At 68.9% G+C, this 14400-nt stretch carries 14 protein-coding genes; 1 reads left to right on the forward strand and 13 read right to left on the reverse strand.

Annotated features, from left to right (window positions below; translation table 11 throughout):
- Window positions 1–21 precede the first annotated feature (21 nt).
- The 13 genes from QUV35_RS00215 to gspG form a co-directional block, all read right to left on the reverse strand.
- A complete protein-coding gene (locus tag QUV35_RS00215; RefSeq protein ID WP_300870099.1) occupies window positions 22–1794 on the reverse strand; it encodes an ABC transporter ATP-binding protein/permease in 1773 nt (590 codons plus the stop codon).
- A 20-nt stretch (window positions 1795–1814) separates the two neighbouring features.
- Window positions 1815–2711, reverse strand: a complete 897-nt coding sequence (locus tag QUV35_RS00220) for a 5'-nucleotidase (protein ID WP_300870100.1) — start codon at window positions 2709–2711, stop codon at window positions 1815–1817.
- A gap of 2 nt (window positions 2712–2713) precedes the next feature.
- Window positions 2714–3943: a type II secretion system inner membrane protein GspF gene (gspF, locus tag QUV35_RS00225; protein ID WP_300870101.1), complete on the reverse strand. Its 1230-nt coding sequence runs from the start codon at window positions 3941–3943 to the stop codon at window positions 2714–2716.
- 126 nt (window positions 3944–4069) lie between these two features.
- Window positions 4070–5512, reverse strand: coding sequence for a type II secretion system ATPase GspE (gene gspE / locus QUV35_RS00230; protein WP_300870102.1), 1443 nt, complete (start codon window positions 5510–5512; stop codon window positions 4070–4072).
- A gap of 10 nt (window positions 5513–5522) precedes the next feature.
- Entirely contained in the window at window positions 5523–7709 is a 2187-nt protein-coding gene (gene gspD / locus QUV35_RS00235) for a type II secretion system secretin GspD (protein ID WP_300870103.1), read from the reverse strand.
- Between the two features lie 45 nt (window positions 7710–7754).
- Window positions 7755–8549 carry a type II secretion system protein N gene (gspN, locus tag QUV35_RS00240; RefSeq protein ID WP_300870104.1) on the reverse strand — a complete coding sequence of 265 codons (795 nt, stop codon included), beginning with the start codon at window positions 8547–8549 and terminating at the stop codon, window positions 7755–7757.
- A gap of 3 nt (window positions 8550–8552) precedes the next feature.
- Entirely contained in the window at window positions 8553–9095 is a 543-nt protein-coding gene (gene gspM / locus QUV35_RS00245) for a type II secretion system protein GspM (RefSeq protein ID WP_300870105.1), read from the reverse strand.
- Between the two features lie 5 nt (window positions 9096–9100).
- Entirely contained in the window at window positions 9101–10408 is a 1308-nt protein-coding gene (gspL, locus tag QUV35_RS00250; protein ID WP_300870106.1) for a type II secretion system protein GspL, read from the reverse strand.
- Window positions 10409–10531: 123 nt separating this feature from the next.
- Window positions 10532–11626: a type II secretion system minor pseudopilin GspK gene (gspK, locus tag QUV35_RS00255; RefSeq protein ID WP_300870107.1), complete on the reverse strand. Its 1095-nt coding sequence runs from the start codon at window positions 11624–11626 to the stop codon at window positions 10532–10534.
- Window positions 11623–12354: a type II secretion system protein J gene (locus QUV35_RS00260; protein WP_300870108.1), complete on the reverse strand. Its 732-nt coding sequence runs from the start codon at window positions 12352–12354 to the stop codon at window positions 11623–11625. Before QUV35_RS00260 ends, gspK begins: the two co-directional genes overlap by 4 nt.
- A 7-nt stretch (window positions 12355–12361) precedes the next feature.
- Complete coding sequence (gene gspI / locus QUV35_RS00265) at window positions 12362–12730, reverse strand: type II secretion system minor pseudopilin GspI (protein ID WP_300870109.1); 369 nt, start codon at window positions 12728–12730, stop codon at window positions 12362–12364.
- The gene (locus QUV35_RS00270; RefSeq protein WP_300870110.1) at window positions 12727–13188 is read right to left on the reverse strand and encodes a prepilin-type N-terminal cleavage/methylation domain-containing protein; all 462 of its coding nucleotides are present in this window, start codon (window positions 13186–13188) and stop codon (window positions 12727–12729) included. The genes gspI and QUV35_RS00270 overlap by 4 nt, the downstream gene beginning before the upstream one ends.
- An 86-nt stretch (window positions 13189–13274) precedes the next feature.
- On the reverse strand, window positions 13275–13745 hold the full coding sequence (gene gspG / locus QUV35_RS00275) for a type II secretion system major pseudopilin GspG (RefSeq protein ID WP_300870111.1): 471 nt from the start codon (window positions 13743–13745) through the stop codon (window positions 13275–13277).
- A 103-nt stretch (window positions 13746–13848) separates the two neighbouring features.
- On the opposite strand from gspG, the gene QUV35_RS00280 reads away from it, so the two are divergent.
- Complete coding sequence (locus tag QUV35_RS00280) at window positions 13849–14358, forward strand: type II secretion system protein N (RefSeq protein WP_300870112.1); 510 nt, start codon at window positions 13849–13851, stop codon at window positions 14356–14358.
- Window positions 14359–14400 lie beyond the last annotated feature (42 nt).

The following is a 14400-nucleotide window of genomic DNA, read 5'->3' on the forward strand; positions in this document are numbered from 1 at the left end:
AGGCCGCGCCGGGCGCGTGGCTCAGCTGGCCGCCAGACGCCAGCGCGATCCGCCGGCCTGGCCGTCCACCAGCGTCCACTGCGTCTGGTGAAACGCCGCCACCCCGGGCCGGTGCGCGATGGACACCAGCGCGCCGTTGCTCTCTTTCACCAGCGCCTGCAGCCGCGCATACAGCGTGGCTTCGGCCGCTTCGTCGAGCGCGCTGGTGGCTTCGTCCACGAACAGCCAGCGCGGTTTCTTGAGCAGGGCGCGGGCAATGGCCAGGCGCTGTTGTTCACCGCCCGAGAGCTTCTGGCCCCAGGTGTCGAGTTCATCGAGCCGCTCGGCCAGCGCGGGCAGCAAGGCTTCCCGCAAGGCCTGTTGCAGGTCGGCATCGCTGTAGCGGTCGGCCGGTTCGGGATAGGCCAGGGCGTCGCGCAGCGAGCCCTGCGGGAAGTAGGGGCGCTGCGGCAGGAACATCACCTGCCCGGCAAAACCCGCCGGTGTGCGCAGGCTGCGCTCGGCCCAGGGCCAGATGCCCGCCAGGCCCCGGAACAGGGTCGACTTGCCGCTGCCCGACGGGCCCTTGACCAGCACCGTGTCGCCCGGCGAGACCTGCAGGCCGTGCACCGCCAGCAGCGCCACGCCGCCGGGCAGCGAGAGCCGCAGGTCGTCGATGGCCAGGGCGTCCTGGGTGTTGGTCTGGGCGGCGGTGGCTTCCTGGGGCGCCTGAAGCGCCTGGAAGCTTTCTTCGAAGCTGGTGATGCGGTCGGTGGTGGCGCGCCAGGCGGCCAGGCTGCTGTAGTTGTCGACGAACCATGACAGTGAATCCTGCACGCGGCCGAAGGCGGACGAGATCTGGATCAGTTCACCGAGCTGGATGGCGCCGCTGAAAAACCGCGGCGCTGCCACGACAAAGGGGAACACCACGGCGGCCTGGCCGAAGCCCACGGTGAACCAGGTCAGGCGCTTCTGCGCATTGATGAGCTTGAAGTAGTTGGAGAGCACGTCGGCAAAGCGCAGGCCGAGCTGCTGGCGCTCCACCGGTTCGCCCTTGTCGAGCGCGATCGACTCGCTGTACTCGCGCACCCGCACCAGGTGGTGGCGAAAGTCGGCTTCGTAGCGCTGCTGCTTGAAGTTGAGCGCGATCTGCGGGCGGCCGATGTAGTGGGTGGCAATGCTGCCCAGCAGGCAGTAGAGCACCGCCATCCACACCATGAAGCCGGGAATGGTGTAGTCGCTGCCGTTGACTGAGAAGGCGAAGCTGCCGGAGAGCACCCACAGGATGCCGACAAAACTCACCAGCGTGACCACCGCGTTGAGCAGACCCATGGTCAGGCTCACCGTGTAGCTGGTGAACATGTTCATGTCCTCGGCGATGCGCTGGTCGGGGTTGTCGGGCGGCGCGTCTTCGCCTTGGGCAAAGCGCGTGAGCTCCAGCTGGTAGAAGGCCTTGTTGGCGAGCCAGCGGTCGAGGTAGTGCCCGGTCATCCAGGCGCGCCAGCGCATCTCGAGCAGTTGCGTGAGGTAGAAGCGGTAGACCGCGATGATGATGAACCCGAACGCAAGGTAGGTGAAGCGGCCGAGCTCGCGCCAGAACACGGCGGCGTCCTTGTTCTGCAGCGCGTCGTAGAACACGCGGTTCCACTCGTTGAGCAGCACCAGCATGTAGACCGAGCCGAGGTTGAGCGCCACGATGGCTGCCAGCAACAGGCGGGCCTTCCATTTTTCTTCCGACTGGAAGTAGGGCACGGTCAGGCGGCCCACCTTGCGTGCGAACACGCGAAAGCTCTGGAACTTGTCGCTCAGAGTCATGGTGACCTCGAGGTTGGGAGTCAGGGATTGGAGATGCCGCTGGCGACATGGCCGGCGGGGACATGCAGCGATGCGGACTCGATGTGGCCCGTCTGGTCATCGAAGAAAAAGTCGGGCTCGAATTCGCGCAGGAACTCGCCCTTGGGCAGGCCGCCGAGGAACATGGCTTCGTCGACCTCGATGTTCCAGTTCATCAGCGTGCGGATCGCCCGCTCATGGGCGGGGGCGCTGCGCGCGGTGACCAGCGCGGTGCGCACCCGCATGAGTGGCGTGCCTTCGCTCTGCAGGCGGTGCAGGGCTTCGAGCAGGGGCTTGAACGGGCCGCCCGCCAGCGGTGTGCCGGCCTTGGTCGCCTCGTGTTCCTGAAATGCCGACAGGCCGTGCGACTGGTAGACGCGCTCGGCCTCGTCGGAGAACAGCACGGCGTCACCGTCGAAGGCGATGCGCACCTCGTGCGGGTGCGCATCGCTGGCGTGCACCGAGTGCGGATACACCTGTGCGGCCGGCACGCCGGCATCGAGCGCGGCGCGCACGTCGGCCAGGTGGGTGGAGAGGAAGAGGTTGGCGCGCAGCGGGCGCAGGTAGCGCCATGGCGGCTGGCCGCGCGTGAAGCTGCCGCGCTGGATCGGCAGGCCGTAGTGCTTGGCCGAGCGGAACACACGCATGCCCGAGACCGGGTCGTTGCGCGAGAGGATCACCACCTCCACCCGCTGCGCGTGCGCGTCGTTGAAGGCGAGCAGCTTGTGCACCAGCGAAAACGCCACGCCAGGCAGGGCGGGTGTGTCCAGCCGCTCCAGCTGCAGCTTCATGTAAGCCCGGTCGTCACCGGTTTCAAACAGCCGGTTCTCTTCCTCGAAATCGAACAGGGCACGGGAAGAAATGGCAACGACGAGTTTGCCTTCGAGGGTGACACCCATGTTCAGCTGACCAGTTGATTCAACTGAATGATCGGCATCAGCACCGCCAGCACGATCAGCATCACCACCAGACCCATGCCCACGATCAGCAGCGGCTCCAGGATGGTGGCCATGTGCATGGCGCGGCGCTGCACCTCGGCACCCAGTTGCTCGGCGGCGCGGTCCAGCATGGCGGGCAACTGGCCGGTCTGCTCGCCCAGGCGGGCAAACATCGAGACCAGCGGTGGAAAGCGCTTCTTGCTGGCCAGGGCGGACGCCAGTGGCGCGCCCTCGCGCACCAGCACCAGCGCATCGAGTGCGTCGGCCCGCATGGCCTGGTTGTTGAGCGTTTCGGCGGCGGTCTGCAGCGCCCGCAGGATCGGCACGCCGGCGGCGGCCAGCATGGCCAGCGTGGCGGCAAACCGGGCGGCGTTGAAACCGCGCGCGAGCCGCCCCACCAGCGGCAGACGCAGCCAGGCCGCGTCCATGCGCAGTCGCAGCGCTTCGTTGCGCCGCGCCATCACCAGCGCGCCGCTGCCCAGCACCAGTGCACCCAGCATCAACCAGCCATGGCTGCGCACGACATCGCTCAGGCCGAGCATGATCACCGTGAGCAAGGGCAGGGCGCGTTTGCTGCCGGCGAACACGCTGGCCACTTGCGGCACCACGTAGGACACCAGAAACACCACGATCACGATGGCCACGAGGGTGACGATGGCGGGGTAGAGCGATGCGGCGACCAGCTTGTTCTTCAGGGCTTCGCGCGCTTCCAGGTCGTCCGCCAGCCGCTCCAGCACCGTGCCCAGCAAGCCGCTTTGTTCGCCGGCGGCGATCACCGAGGTGTAGATGGATGAAAACTCGCGCGGGTGCTGCGCCAGCGCCTGGGCGAACGGAGCGCCCGCGTTGACTTCCGAGCGCAGCGAGGCCATGAGGTTGCGCTGCTTGTCGTCTTCAGCCTCCTCGGTCAGCGCCGAGAGCGCGCGCTCCAGCGGCAGCCCGGCGGCCACCAGCCCGGCGATCTGCCGCGTCCAGACCGCCAGCGAGGTGGCGCTGAACACGCGTCCGCCCCAGAGCGTCACATTGAGCCCGCTGCCCTTGACGTTGGTGCCGCCGCCAGTGGCGGGCTCCACCAGCAAGGGCACCAGCGCACGGGCGCGCAACATGCTGCGCGCCGAGCGGGCGGTGTCCGCGTCGATCAGGCCTTTCTGGGTGGCGCCCTGGGCGTCCAGCGCTTCGAAGGTGTAGGCGGGCATGTCAGGTCAAGGTTCTGTCGCCGGGCCGCCCCAAGGCGGAACAGCCCCCGGACCCGGCATTGACCGGGGCCCTTGCCCTTCCTGGGGCAGCGACCCGCGAAGCGGTGAGCGTGGGGGCCTCATCTTCTAGTCGCGAGTGACCGACATGACTTCTTCTGGCGACGTGATCCCCGCTTCGATCAGCCGCTGCCCGTCGGAGCGCATCGACTGCAGGCCTGCCGCCTCCGCGGCCACGAAGATCTTGCTTTCGGCGGCGCGGTTGTGGATCAGTGCACGGATCTTGTCGTCGGCCACCAGCAGCTCATAGATGCCGGTGCGGCCCTTGTAGCCGCTGTGGTTGCAGTGCTCACAGCCCACCGGGTGCCACAGCCCCTTGTCGTCCTGGCGGCGGCAGTGCAGGCAGAGCTTGCGCACCAGGCGCTGCGCCAGCACACCGAGCAGCGAGGAACTCAGCAGGAATGGCTCAACGCCCATGTCGGTCAGGCGGGTCACGGCGCTGGGCGCGTCGTTGGTGTGCAGCGTGGCCAGCACCAGGTGACCGGTGAGCGAGGCCTGGATGGCGATCTGCGCGGTCTCGAAGTCGCGGATCTCGCCGATCATGATCACGTCGGGGTCTTGCCTCAGGATGGCGCGCAAGGCTTTGGCAAACGTGAGGTCGATGCGCGCGTTCACCTGCGTCTGTCCCACGCCCGGCAGCTCGTATTCGATCGGGTCTTCGACCGTCATGATGTTCTGCGTGCTGGCGTCCAGGCGCTGCAGGCCGGCGTACAGCGTGGTGGTCTTGCCCGATCCGGTGGGCCCGGTCACCAGGATGATGCCGTGCGGCTGGCCGATGAGCTTGCGAAAACGCGCCAGCACGTCGCCCTGCATGCCGACCGATTCCAGGCTGAGCTTGCTCTCGCTCTTGTCGAGCAGGCGCAGCACCGCGCGCTCGCCGTGCGCGCTGGGCAGGGTGGAGACGCGCACGTCCACCGCCCGTGTGCCGATGCGCAACGAGATGCGGCCGTCCTGCGGCAGGCGTTTCTCGGAAATGTCGAGCTCGGCCATGATCTTCAGCCGCGAAATGAGGGCGGCGTGCAGCGCTCGGTTGGGCTGCACCACCTCGCGCAGCGTGCCGTCCACGCGAAAGCGCACGCTGGAGGTGCGCTCGAACGGTTCGATGTGGATGTCGCTGGCGCCATCGCGCGCGGCCTGCGTGAGCAGGGCGTTGAGCATGCGGATGATGGGCGCGTCGTCGGCCGTTTCCAGCAGGTCTTCGATGGCTGGCAGCTCCTGCATCATTCGGCTCAGGTCGGCATCGCCCTGCACCTCGCTCACCACGGCGGCCGCGCTCGATTCGCCTTGCGAATAGGCCACGCTGATGCGCTGCTTGAGACTGTCTCCGTCTTCCCAGTGCAGGCCCTGCACCGCATGGCAGCGAAGGATCTCCGACAGGGCCGAGAGGCGGCGGGTCTGGCCGGCGGCGTCGGGGGCGGGCGTGCTGCTGCCGATCAAGGTCTGGGTGGCGCCGTCGTCCTCGATCAGCCAGAGGTGTTCGCGCGCGAAGGCGTAGGGCAGCGGGTACTTCACGGCCCGGGCCTCACTGCGCGGGAGTGGTGGGAGGCAGCGGCACCGCGGGCGGGATCAATGGCGGTGACGACTGGGGATTGGCCAGCGAAGGCGCCTGTGGCGTGAGCGACATCGAACCCGGCGACTGCGGCGCCGGCATGATCGGCGACTCGTTGATGCCGAGCACGCTGCTGGGCCTGGGCTGGGCGTCCTGCTGGACCGAACGCATGAGTTCGTAACGGTCGAGTGCCAGGCTGGTGGTGGCACGGGAATCGCGCACGACCACCGGCCGCAGGAACACCATGAGGTTGGTCTTGCGGCGCGAACGGGTTTCGCTCTTGAAGAGGTTGCCGAACAGGGGCACGTCCCCGAGGCCGGGCACCTTTTCCTGGTTGCCGGAGTATTCGTCCTGCAGCAGGCCGCCGAGCACCACGATGGCGCCGTCGTCGACCAGCACGGTGGACTCGATCGTTCGTTTGTTGGTGATCAGTCCGGAAGTGGAATTGACGGAGGACGCCTGCACACTGCTGACCTCCTGGTAGATGGTCATCTTGATGGTGCCGTTCTCGCTGATCTGCGGCTTCACGCGCAGCGTCAGACCCACGTCCTTGCGTTCGATGGTCTGGAACGGGTTGACCGAGCCCTCGTTGCTGCCGGTGTTGGTGAACTGGCCGGTGACGAAGGGCACGTTCTGGCCGATCACGATCTTGGCTTCTTCGTTGTCCAGCGTCAGCAGGTTGGGCGTGGACAGGATGTTGCCTTCGCCACTTTCCTGCAGGAAGCGCGCGAGGAAACCCAGTACGTAGACGCCATTGGTCTGGCGGGCCAGGCCGAAGTTCAGGCCGGAGGCCGGCGCGCTGTTGCCTTGGGCGAGGTCCACGATGTTGCGCCCGCCGGTGCCGAAATTGGTGCCGAGCAGGCCGATGAGCCGGTCGCCCGAGTTGCCCAGGGCGCCCTGCCACTGGATGCCGAACTCGCTGGCCTTGTCGGCGTTGACCTCGGCGATCAGGCTTTCCACATACACCTGCGCACGGCGCGAGTCGAGCTGGTCGATCACGGCACGAAGTTGGCGGTATTGCGGCTCGGGCGCGGTGATGATGAGCGAGTTGGTGGCCGGGTCGGCCTGGATCTGGCCACCGGTGGACGGCTGTGCACTGGCCGACACCGGGGCGCTGGACGGGTTGCCACCGGCTGCGCCGGCCGGGCGGACCGCTCTGACGGTGCCACCGTTGCTGCCGGAGGCGGCCGATTCACCCGCCATCGCTGCCCGCAGGGTGGCGGCCAGGGAGACGGCGTCCGCGTTTTTCAGATACACGACATGGATGTTGCCGCTGACGTTGGCCGACGAGGGCTGGTCGAGCCGGGCCACGAGGTTGCGCACCAGCGCCAGACGCGCCGGGTTCGCTGCGCGCAACACGAGGCTGTTGCTGCGCGGTTCGGCGATCAGGGTGGTCCTGTAGGAGGCATCGGTCGCGCCGGGGCCGCCCGCCGTCACCGCCGGATCGATCAGGCGCGACACCAGGCCGGCGAGATCGGCCGCCACCGCGTGTTGCAGCGGAATCACTTCCACGTCGGTGGCACCCGCCACGTCCAGCGCGGTGATGATGCGGCCGATGCGTTGCAGGTTGTCGGCGTAGTCGGTGATCACCAGCGAGTTGTTGCCGGGATTCACGTTGATCGTGTTGTTGGGCCCGATCAGGGGGCGCAACACCGGCACGAGGTTGTTGGCCGACTCGTGGTTGAGCCGGAAGATCTGCGTGACGACCTGGTTGGAGGTGGGCAGCGCGTTCACCGAACCCGCGTTGACCACATTGCCCTGCAGCTTGGCGTCGGCCTCGGGCACGATCTTGTAGAGCCCCCCGGTGTCGACGATGGAGAAACCCTGCAGGCGCAGCACGGCGGCAAACTGGTTGAGTGCGGCGGTGGGCGACACCGGGCGTTCGGTGGCCAGGTTCACGGTGCCCTTGACGCGCGGGTCGACCACGACGTTGCGGCCGGTGATGGTGGCCATGGTGCGTGCCACCGACTCGATGTCGGCCGCCACGAAGTTCAGGGTGACGGGCTCGGTTTTCTGGTTCTGTGCATGCACGGGTGCGCCGGCCCACAGGCCGAGCAGCAGCAGCGAGGCCAGTGCAAGTGCGGTCAGTGCCTTGCCGTGGCCTGGCTGCCCGGGGCGCAGGGGCCGGGCGGGGGCGGCGCGGTTGAGGTTCGGGTTCATGGCGCGATCGTAAAGGTAAGTGGGGGGCTGGAACACATCGAGATGTCAACCGATGTTCAGCAGCGAGCGCGGGCCTTGCCGGCGTCCGATGATGTTGAGCAGGTTGTTGAGCGCTGCCTCGCTGTCGGGCGCAGCCTCGGCCACGCCCTGAAAGCGCAGGCGCCCGCCGACCCACTGACCCTGGCCCTGCAGCTGCAGGCGTCCGCGCAGCGTCTGCAGCACCAGGGTGGTGGTGTTGCCGTCGGCCTCGGCCCGCACGTCCATGCGGTAACTGCCCAGTGGGCGCAGCGTCGACAGGCGCGAGGCGAGATCCTGCGCCTCCACCGCCAGCGCGCCCTGCAGGCTGCCGCGCCCGCTGTCCCAGCGCAGGGTCAGGCCGTCGGTCTGCAGGCTGAGCTGGCCTTCCATGCGCAGCGTGTTCCACGGCGTTCCCAGTCCCGTCAGCAGTTCGGCCGGCCATTGGCTGCTGAAGGCCGCCAGCCGAACTTCGCCGCCGCCCAGACTTGGGCGGGCGGTCAGCGCGATCGGCTGCAAGGTGCAGCAGGGTGCATTCAGTTCAAGCGCCAGGGAGGGCACGCCCGAGACCAGCGTGGGCCAGAGCCGCCACCGGACGCCCTGGGGCAGGGTGGTGCGGGTCTGGCTGCCCTGGCCACCGGTGAACATGAGGTCGGCCTGGCCCCGCCAGACCGTGCCGCGCGCGTTGACGAGCTGGAGCTGGTCGGCGGTGGCCGAGGTGATGCCCTGCGCCAGCCAGCGCGCCGGAGCAAACACGAGCAGTGCGCCCAGGAGACCGAGCAGGGCGCCGGCCCAGGCCAGGCGAGAGGGCCAGCGAGCGTTCATGAATCAGCCGCCGGCCAGGCCCGGGCCGGACAGCACCACGGTGCCGTTCCAGCCGCTGCTGGCGGGGTCGCGTGTGAGTTGGGTTTCCAGCGGCAGCAGCCGGGCATTGATGCGCACTTGGGCCAGCCACTGGGCCAGCGCAGCGGGTGGCGTGCCGCGCAGGGTGACGGTGGCCCTGTCGCCCAGCACCGACAGTTGTGCGGTGGTGCCCAGCGATGTGGTGGCCGCTTCGAGTGCGCGCAGGATCTCGTCGCGCCCGGGCGGCTGGGCCGCAGTCTCCGAGCGCAGGGCATTGGCCGTGGCCGCCATGCGCTGCATCTGCCCGAGCTGGGCGTCCAGCCGCGCATGGCGCGCGGGCGCTTCGCGCAACGTGGTCAGGGCAGGCGCAATCGCCACCCACCAGAGCAGGCCCAGGCCGATGGTCCAGAGCGCGATCAACACCGCCTTGCGCTCGCGGGGTGAGAGCCGGTCGAGTGCCGTCGTCAGCGGAGTCGTGAGGCGGGACAGGGATGAGGCCGCCTGGGCGGAGCGTTGAAGGGTGGCCATGGTGCTCAGGGGGCGGGTGGCCCGATGGCCAGTTCGTTGCCGTCGAAACGCGCGCGCCAGCCCGCTCTCTCGAGGGTTTGCTGCAGCGCGCGCAACTGGTCTTCGGTGGCGCGCCAGCCGGCGAAACGGCCGTCACCCGGCGTGTGGTTGACCGAGCCGGGCATGTAGCTCTCCCCACCTGAGGCCTGCGCGATCGCCCCCAGCAGGGTTTCGAGATCGCCCACCGACAAGGCGCCGGCGGCCTGCTGCAGGCGACTGAGCTCGCGCTCCATCTGCACCGGGGCGTCCAGCACCAGGGTGACCTGGGGAAAGGTCTGCTGCAAGGTCTGGCGCACGGCAGCCTGTTTGGCTTGCAGGGCGCTGTTCTCGCTCCACGCGGCGGCGTTGAGGCCGACCAGCTGCACGCCCACCAGGGCTGCCAGGCCCCAACGGGCCGGTCGCCAGGCCGGCGCGCTGCGCCATTGGCGAAAGCTGCGACGCAAGCGCTGGCCGCGGCGGGCGTTGGCAGAGAGGCTGAGGTCGAACTGCGCCAGGTTCCACTCGGATTGCGAGCAGCGCAGCAGCCATTGCGGCTGGGCGACCAGTTCGAAGCGCCGGCCCAGCACCCGCTCGGCCAGGGCGGACACGCCCGGGTCGGCCAGCCAGATGTCGTATTCGGCCTCCATCGGCGCTTCGGGCGAAGGGGGCATGAGGGCGGTGATGGCGGCCACGCTGGCACTGCCGCCGGCGCCGCTGGCGGCCTCCAGCAGCGGCGTGCAGCTCACGCCCAGCACGCTGGAACTGCCCAGCCAGGCCTCACCGGTCTCGCCGTGTGCCCAGTGGATGGTGGAGGGAATGTCGAGCTCGAAACTGCGCGAGGCGCCCGCCGAGGCCACCTGGGCTTCGGACTGCACCAGCGGCCACATCGAGGGCACGATGCGCGTGACCGGTCGGCCGGCACCTTCAAGGATCTGCAGCCAGCTGCGCAACCAGGTCTTGTGGCAGACCGCAACCCACACCGCCTGGCCGGACTTGCCGCCGGGCTCGAGGGCGAAATGCAGCTCGCCCACGTCGGCCAGCAGGCGGTCTTCAAGCAGGCCTTCGAGCGCGGCCCGCAGGCGCGTCGAGGCGACCTTGGGCAGGGCGACGCGGTGCCAGGACACGGTTCGCGGGGGCAGCACCAGCACCACCTCCTCGTCTCGCGGCAGCAAGGACGCGGCGCTCTGGCCGACGTCGTTGATCTGCTGGCCATTGCCCGAAGAAGCCCAGTCGAACAGGGCCGAGGCGGGTGTGGGGGTCGAGACGGAAAAGTCCGCTGGGGTGAGGATCAGCACGTCAGGGTGTGGGGCAGGGCGCGGGGCCCGGGTCGCACCATTCTAGAGAGCCTGTGTGACGGGCAGTCAAAAAGTTGCGGCTCCAGCACGGGCCGTTGTTGGGGCCGCACGTCAACATCGGTCTCATGGCCGGGCAAAGCGCTCGCGCCAGCTCACCCGCACATCGAGGTTGTTGCGCACGACCAGCGAGCGTTCTTCGATGACGGCGTTCTCCAGCCGAAGACGTCCGCGCACCTCGAAATAGCGGCTGCGCGTGCCGTGGGCATCGTCGTTGAGCTTGCCCGCGGTGGCCGGCACCGCCTGGCTCACATCGCCGAGGTTCTTGAACGGATTGCGTTCCCGCGCCGCCACCACCTGGCGCGCCTGCGCCATGTCCAGGCCCGGCAGGCTGGCGTGGATGGCCTGCGGACTGGCGGTGTTGAGGTTCAGGCTGGAGCGTTCGGGCAGCACGGTGACATGGGGCTCCAGCGCGGCCAGGCTCGCGCGGCTGATGCCCAGCCAGCCGAGGTGCGACAGCTTGCGGGGCAGCAGCGCGGTGCGTGAGGGCAGGGGATCGGTCAGACCTTGCTGTGTGGTGTTTCTCAGCTCGTCCACCGCATTGGTGAGTTCCACCACCGGCAGGCCAAGCTGCTCGAAGAGGCGGGTGAAGGCGTTGAGGTCGGCTTCGGAGGTTTCTGCCCTGGCCGTGGCGCCGCCGCCAATGGTTCGCACGAGGTTGGTGAAATTCAGGCGCGACTGCAAGTCGATCATCTCGCCCGAGAGAAAGGCCTCCAGGGTGTCGTCGGTGTTGTTGTTCTTGTCGGCGGCCAGAAAGCTGGACAGCCGCGCTTCCTCCAGCGGCAAAGCCCAGGGTTCACCCAGGTGGTCGGAGTTGCCGCTGGTCTGGTTGCTTCGGGCGTCCTCGCGCAGGATCAGCCGGGCCCAGTCGAGCGCCCCTGTGAGGATCCAGCCCGCCTGCACCCGCTGGCGCTCGGCCTGCTCGACCTCGGTGGAGCGCCATTGTTGCCACAAGGCGGCCGACGCGAGCGTGGCCACCAGGGTCACGGTGAGCATCGCCAGCAGCAGTGCCGCGCCGCGCTGGCTCTTTCCGCGCGCTGCGAGCCGCGCAGCGGTGGAGCGTGGGGGCCCTGTCTCGCCGCCGGGCCGCCCCCAGGCGAGACCGCCCCCTTGGGGGGCAGCGAGCCGCGCAGCGGCGCAGCGTGGGGGCCATTCCTTCATCTCCCGGCCTCCAGGTTGGGGCGCACCCAGTCGCGCAGCAGGGTGCCGCTCAGGCCCTGTCCGCCGGAGACGGTGAGTTGCAGGCGCACGCCGTTGGGCATGCCGCTGGTGGCGGCCCCGCCCGGGTCGGCGACTTCGGTGCCCAGCGAGGACAGGGGGTTGCCCCAGGTTTCTCCCCGGTGATAGAAGATTTGCCACTGGTCGATCGCGATGATGGCCAGTGCGCTGTCCGCGCCCTGGTTGACGGTGTTCACTGGCGCCGGTCCGGCGCCGCGGCCCCAGTCGGCAGCGCGTTGCCAGGCCCGGGCGAGTTCGTCGCGTTGTCGCAGCGGCCCCGACTGCCAGCGCGTCCACTGGCCGCCAGCCGGCGAGGGCTTCATGGCCCAGGCCACCACCCGCACGCCACGGCTGTCCAGGCCCGATTCGCTGCTGTCGCGCCGCGTGAGGCGCATCGTCTGTCCGTTGAAGTCCACCGGCGAGACTTCGCCGGTGTCGAGCACCGCATCCAGATCGGCGATCCATTGGCCCACCGCGGATTGCAGGCGCAGCAGCCCGTCGGAGCGTTCCTGCGTGATGGACTGTGTTCGCGTCATGCCGTCGATGGAGCGCCAGCTCAGCAGGGCCAGCATGGCCATGACGGAAATGGCGACGAGCAGTTCGATCAGCGTGAAGCCGCGGGCCACTCGTGTCGTCCAGCGGCGGCCGCGCGGCGAAGGGTGTGGGCGCATGGGCATGTCAGTAGCGGCCGATCACGGTGGAAAGCGTCAGCAAACGCACCGAATTGCCGTCCACATCGCCTTCCACCACCGCATCGATGCGGCGGAAGTTGGGATTGGGCGTGGGCAGCACCGCCAGGCGCACGCGCAGCTGCCGGCCGGCCTGTTCACAGGCCATGTCGCTGTCGCCCGTGGCGGGCAGCTGCCGCTGCAGGCGCAGACGGGTGAGTTCGTTTTCGGCGCACAGCTGCGCCAGCCATTGGTCGCTCTGGCGCACGGCCGCCCGCGTGAGCGCGCCGGTGGCCTGCAGTCCGGCGGCCAGGGTGATCGCGATCACCGCCAGCGCCACCAGCACCTCGATCAGCGTGAAGCCGCGTGGCGCTTTCACGGTGCGTCGGGCACGACGGCAAAGGCCGAGATGCCGTCGGTGGCCAGGGTCAGGCGCCGGTCGCCTTGCTGCAGCACCACACGCTGCGCGGCAATGAGCGGCTCGGGCCCCAGCACCAGGGTCAAGGCGCCCGGGGGCTGGATCACCTGGGCCAGGGTGTCGGGGCTGATCCAGCTGCGGGGCCCGATCAGGCTGTCGCGCGAGGGCGCACCACTGCGCAGCGGCGGCAGCCCGACAAATTCAAAGCCCTGCGGCAGGCTGCGCCAGATCACCGGCAGGCCGCTGGTGCGCGATTGCGCGCGCGCCGACTCGATCAATGCCGACAGGCGCAAGGCTTCTCGCTCCAGCCGTGTGGAACCATCGTCGCGCAAGGACAAGGTCACCCCGGCCGTGGCCAGCGCCACCAAGGCCACCACCACCATGAGTTCGATCAGGGTGAAGCCCAAGTTGCGTCGCATGGGGTCTGCTCACAGAAGCCGGAGAGCGCAACAGCCCCCTCGGGGGGCAGCGACCCGCACAGCGGTGGAGCGTGGGGGCACTCCCCTCATTGCCAGCTGCCCACGTCGGCGTCTCGGTTTTCGCCGCCGGGCTGTCCGTCGGCACCGAGCGACAGCACATCGACCTCGCCCTTGAGTCCGGGGTTGAGGTACTGGTAGGGGCGGCTCCAGGGGTCGGCCGGCAGCTTGTCGAGATAGGGGCGCCAGTTGGGCGGGATCGGGCCGGTGGTGGGCTTGGCCACCAGGGCGTTGAGCCCTTGTTCGCCGGTGGGGTAGCGCTGGTTGTCGAGGCGGTAGAGCTTGAGCGCCTGCATGAGGTTGTTCACATCGGTCTTGGCCGCGGTCACCCTGGCATCGTCGGCGCGGTCCAGCACGTTGGGCACGATCAGCGCGGCCAGCACGCCGATGATGACCAGCACCACCATCAGTTCGATCAGTGTGAAACCCCGCTGCAGGAGACGCCAGGGCTGGCGGATGCGAGACAGGCTCGCGCGCGGCTGGATGCTGAGGAATGACATTTCGAACTCCCGAACGCTGATGTGATGGCCAGACCTGACAAGCGGATGCACAGGCCGGTTGCCCCACCTTGTGCGCAGGGCGTGGTCGATCATAATCCGGGGCATGAAAAAGGCACCTGCGTTCGGTCACTCCGGTTTCCTGATGGAAAGCCCGGCAGCGCTGCAAAACACCAGCCGGCGCGGGCCGGCATTGGTCGCCGGTGTTTTGTGGCTGGCTGCGGGCCTGAGTGCCGGTTACTGGGTGTTGCAGGCGCTGGGCCGTTCACCCGTCACGCCCCTGCCGGTGGCAACGCCTTCCTTGATCCAGGTCGACTCGCTCGCCGTGGCCCGCGTGCTGGGCGCGCAGCCGCTGGCGGCGTCGTCACCCACGGCGCCGGCAGCCACGGGTACCCAGTACAACCTGCTCGGCGTGGTCGACGCGAGTGCTGCCGGGGGCGCTGCGCTGATTGGTGTCAATGGTCAGCCACCACGTCCCTACCGGGTGGGCGCTTCGCTCGAAGGCGGTCTTGTGCTGCAGGCGGTGTCCAGGCGCTCGGCGCGCCTGGGCGCATCCATGGACGGGCCGGCCACGGTCGAGCTGACCTTGCCCGAGAGCGCGCCCGCGCCGTCCTGACCCCGATCGGCCCGCGCCCATGGCCGTCCGGCTTGTTGCAAC

Origin of the sequence: Hydrogenophaga sp., from assembly GCF_030373225.1 — a bacterium.
In the GTDB taxonomy this organism is placed as follows: Bacteria; Pseudomonadota; Gammaproteobacteria; order Burkholderiales; family Burkholderiaceae_C; genus Hydrogenophaga.

Coding starts and splice junctions, on each gene's coding strand:
- QUV35_RS00215 (WP_300870099.1), bottom strand. CDS start 1,794: ATGACTCTGAGCGACAAGTTCCAGAGCTTTCGCGTGTTCGCACGCAAG.
- gspM (WP_300870105.1), bottom strand. CDS start 9,095: ATGGCCACCCTTCAACGCTCCGCCCAGGCGGCCTCATCCCTGTCCCGC.
- gspG (WP_300870111.1), bottom strand. CDS start 13,745: ATGTCATTCCTCAGCATCCAGCCGCGCGCGAGCCTGTCTCGCATCCGC.
- QUV35_RS00270 (WP_300870110.1), bottom strand. CDS start 13,188: ATGCGACGCAACTTGGGCTTCACCCTGATCGAACTCATGGTGGTGGTG.
- gspK (WP_300870107.1), bottom strand. CDS start 11,626: ATGAAGGAATGGCCCCCACGCTGCGCCGCTGCGCGGCTCGCTGCCCCC.
- gspN (WP_300870104.1), bottom strand. CDS start 8,549: ATGAACGCTCGCTGGCCCTCTCGCCTGGCCTGGGCCGGCGCCCTGCTC.
- gspD (WP_300870103.1), bottom strand. CDS start 7,709: ATGAACCCGAACCTCAACCGCGCCGCCCCCGCCCGGCCCCTGCGCCCC.
- QUV35_RS00280 (WP_300870112.1), top strand. CDS start 13,849: ATGAAAAAGGCACCTGCGTTCGGTCACTCCGGTTTCCTGATGGAAAGC.
- QUV35_RS00260 (WP_300870108.1), bottom strand. CDS start 12,354: ATGCGCCCACACCCTTCGCCGCGCGGCCGCCGCTGGACGACACGAGTG.
- QUV35_RS00220 (WP_300870100.1), bottom strand. CDS start 2,711: ATGGGTGTCACCCTCGAAGGCAAACTCGTCGTTGCCATTTCTTCCCGT.
- gspF (WP_300870101.1), bottom strand. CDS start 3,943: ATGCCCGCCTACACCTTCGAAGCGCTGGACGCCCAGGGCGCCACCCAG.